Below are 3464 nucleotides of genomic sequence, written 5' to 3' on the forward strand. Positions count from 1 at the left end.
GAGCGGCTGGAACATGATTTAGTATTTGTCCCAAGGGCGCGATTTTTTTTTGCAGGCGTGACTTCAGAATGCGCTAAAACGCCTCTATTTAAAGAGATTGATTTTTGACTATTTAATGTTTTTTGCATCTCACAAACCCCAATGATGGCTTGCGAGTGCGTTTTAGACTGCTATAATGATTAAGCATACTGACACTTCGCTGACAAGATCAGTGTGTACTTAAAAGCCCCATGCTCTCGCCAAAGAATTCGGGGTTTTTTTGTGCCTGCACTAATCTGATTATTAAAAAATTCTGTTTTTGAAGTTACAACTGTTTCAAAATCTTTGCAACTATTGGCGAAGCCTAAACATACCAAAAAAGGATTTTTAAAATTTTCTAAGGTTAAAACTTCAAAAAAAAAAGACTTATTCAAATAAACCGGCGAGCATAGCTCGGTTTCTACCGCTACAAATAAAAAAGGGAGCTTGTAATCAGAGAAAAGAAACTTTGTGAGGCAATTTTTCATAATTCGCTCGTAGCCACTCGCTCTGCAACTAGCGATCAAAGTTAAAATCGTCTTTCCTTTTTTCTTGAACTGATTCTTTTTTTACAAAATTTGGTTTTTCAGCCACGTAATTTTTATGTTGTTCTTCCAATATTTTTTCATCAAGTAAATATTTAAAACTGTTTTGTTCTGAGACTTTTTCACAATCCTGCAAATGCTTTTGTAAAATTTCTACCTGGGCAGAAAACGGATCTCCGAATTTAACAAGTAAATTATCTAAGTGATTTATTGATGCGGCACAAACTTTTCTTGTCACAGTTGAATCAAGAACACCTTGACCTTGGGCGTAAAGTGGAGCTGTACTTTCAAAAAATTGAATACAATCGTCAAGTGCATACTTAAAGTCATTTGCTGTTTTAACTTGAAAAAGACTCAAACAGAGCTTCGAATAATAATTTGAATTATCTGTTTTGAAGATTTCATTCATCACACTCACTGGATTAGATGTCAAAACAGCGTTTCGTTCATCATAGATTTGCGTTAGAGCTAACTTTTCGGGTTCTGATGTACATTTGCTTATGTTTCTAAGAAAATCGCTATATTGAGCTTCTAGATGCTTTTTACGCTTAATAAAAATATTGTTTTTAAAGTCCTGCTCTTTGCGTTGAGCATTTTCTTTTTCCTGTTTTCTTCGCATTTCATCAACATAATTTTGTCGATATTTTTCTTGCTCTATTTTGTTTTGATAATCTGAAATTTCTTCACGCATATTATTTTCAAGTTTTTCAAAATTTCTAGGAAAAAGTCGCTTGTACTCTGCAACTGATGCATATTCTTTTCTTAATTTTTGATTCTCATAGATAGCGAGTTCATGCGCTTTTTCAAACTTATCTGCTCTATGCTTTTCTGCAGATAGCTTTTTTTCATAATTGAGCTGCATTTCTGAAAAAGTTATTTTTACATCACTATTAAAAACATCAATTTGCTGCTCAACATTTTCGTAAACAGCATTCATGACACGTTCACCGTGAAAACTTTTTGCATCTAAAAAATGATACTTCGGCTGCTCTTTTAGTCTTTCTATTTTTAAAATTTTGCTAGTTTTTATCGCAGGCACAGGCTTTTGAATCGCAGCATAATAGTTCTTGACTGTTGTATGCTCTACCTTTGACCCTTCCACCCCCCTTTCTAAACCTAAACTCTTAACCTGTTCGGCAAAAGCAGTCTGCATCTCAGACATTAGTTTTCGACCACCGAGCCATCTACGTGCATTTAAACGGCCTGAATCATCAAGAGGAACAACATATGCAACAAGATGGGGTGTTGTTTCATCTCTGTGAATTGAAGTAGCTATGACATTCTTAGAGCCATATTTTTTCTTCAGCCAATCAACAGACTTTTTAAAGAACTCTTTTTCTTGATCAGTTGCCCAGCCTCCCCATTCAGGTGAAGCCGTGATCAAGTGCTCGATACACAAAACTCCATTTTTTCTCAGATTATCAGGCAATCGATTTTTTATAGCAGTCATTGCATCAGATGAATTTTTAACTGAGTGCCAATTTTTTTTTGTTAGTTCAGGATCCGCATTTGGAGTAGGACGAGTTCGATAATTGTGTGAAAGAGAACCACCTATTTCACCGAATGATTTTAATTTTGCTGTTCTTAAAATTGCGTAAGCCATGCGAGCCTCCAAAGCAGCAGCACGAGGAATTGCAGTTGTTGCTTTTGACTTTAACAACTTTTTCAAAATTGTGTACTCACTACACAATTAAGTTCAACAAGTTGACTTAATTGTTCATGAGCGGGGGAGCTACTGCCCCCTCGACCCCCGAAAAATCCTTTGGATTTTTAAGGCCGATCAAAAAATCCCGCACGGATTTTAGATCAGTCTGAATCCCATTTTCTTTGAAATCGGATTCGACAAGCTCAAGAAATTCTGCCCGAATTTTGTGATAGCAAATTGTCCACCAGTCCTGACTACTCAAGAACATAGCATCATGAACTTCTGCATTTTTATCTTCTGCATTAGCAATTTCTTCATCGTCTTTGACTTCAATTTTCAATAATTTTTTAAGGCCTTTTGACCAAAAAAGTTGGCGACGGCCTTTAAAAGCATCGGCATAAGTTTTGAAAATATATGAATATTTATCTTTGGTACTTGCTTCCATCTGAGCAAGTTCAAGAACTTCCCATATTGTCAAAGACTGCATATTGTTCTTGCCCACTTTCAAGTGAGCCTGCGTCATTTCCTCAGCCATGCCCCACTTTGAAATATAGTCTGCAAGCATGTCTTCATTGTTTGATCCCATTTTCAAATCAATACCATTTCTGCGATTCGGCTTGCCAAGTCCAGACTTCACACACTTTTCAGCCCAAAACTCATAAAGCTCTGATTCAATAATTTCTAAATCTTCTTTGGCATACTGCTTATCTAAAAAGCACAAAATATGAAAATGCGGGTGGAAACCGTTGTTATCACTGTATTTCACTTCGGTCGCAGTGATATGGCCAACCATAGAAAATTGATCAGCCAAATATTCACGGCTATTTCGATTCGTCCAAAGTGAATGTTTAGCCTTGCTCATTTTTTTGAGTAATATTCTCAGCTCATCGCCCAGGTAATGAGGTACAGTCAAAGTCAGCATAGCTACATGCAAACCCTTATCACGACAACCTTTCATGGCTTCCGCTAGTTCTTTTTTTCGTTCCTGACTAATTTTATAACTACAGTCTGGGCAAACCCAAACAGATCCGCAGTACTGCAAATTGCTATAACGTGCCATGCCTTTTGACGCATCAAACTGAACGCCTACAGGCATTTCTTTATCAATTCGTCGTTTACCGCACCCACAAACACGGTTTTGATTCTTATTTTTTGGATTAAAAAGGATCTCTCCGGAGCGCTCTTTTAATTTAATATTAAATTTGCGATAAGCCTTAATCTTTGCAGTATCGTCAGACAGCTGTAAGCCTTGTGTA

General features: G+C 36.7%; 2 protein-coding genes. Both read right to left on the reverse strand.

Features of this window, described 5'->3' with window-relative positions; all coding sequences use genetic code 11:
• Window positions 1-534 precede the first annotated feature (534 nt).
• Complete coding sequence (gene mobV / locus WAE57_RS15700; RefSeq protein ID WP_337711290.1) at window positions 535-2166, reverse strand: MobV family relaxase; 1632 nt, start codon at window positions 2164-2166, stop codon at window positions 535-537.
• Between the two features lie 106 nt (window positions 2167-2272).
• The coding region (locus WAE57_RS15705; RefSeq protein ID WP_337711291.1) for a protein rep at window positions 2273-3464 on the reverse strand (1192 nt) is incomplete at its 5' end.

Source organism: Acinetobacter sp. NS-4, assembly GCF_037402435.1.
In the GTDB taxonomy this organism is placed as follows: domain Bacteria; phylum Pseudomonadota; class Gammaproteobacteria; order Pseudomonadales; family Moraxellaceae; genus Acinetobacter.

Coding starts and splice junctions, on each gene's coding strand:
- mobV (WP_337711290.1), bottom strand. CDS start 2,166: ATGGCTTACGCAATTTTAAGAACAGCAAAATTAAAATCATTCGGTGAA.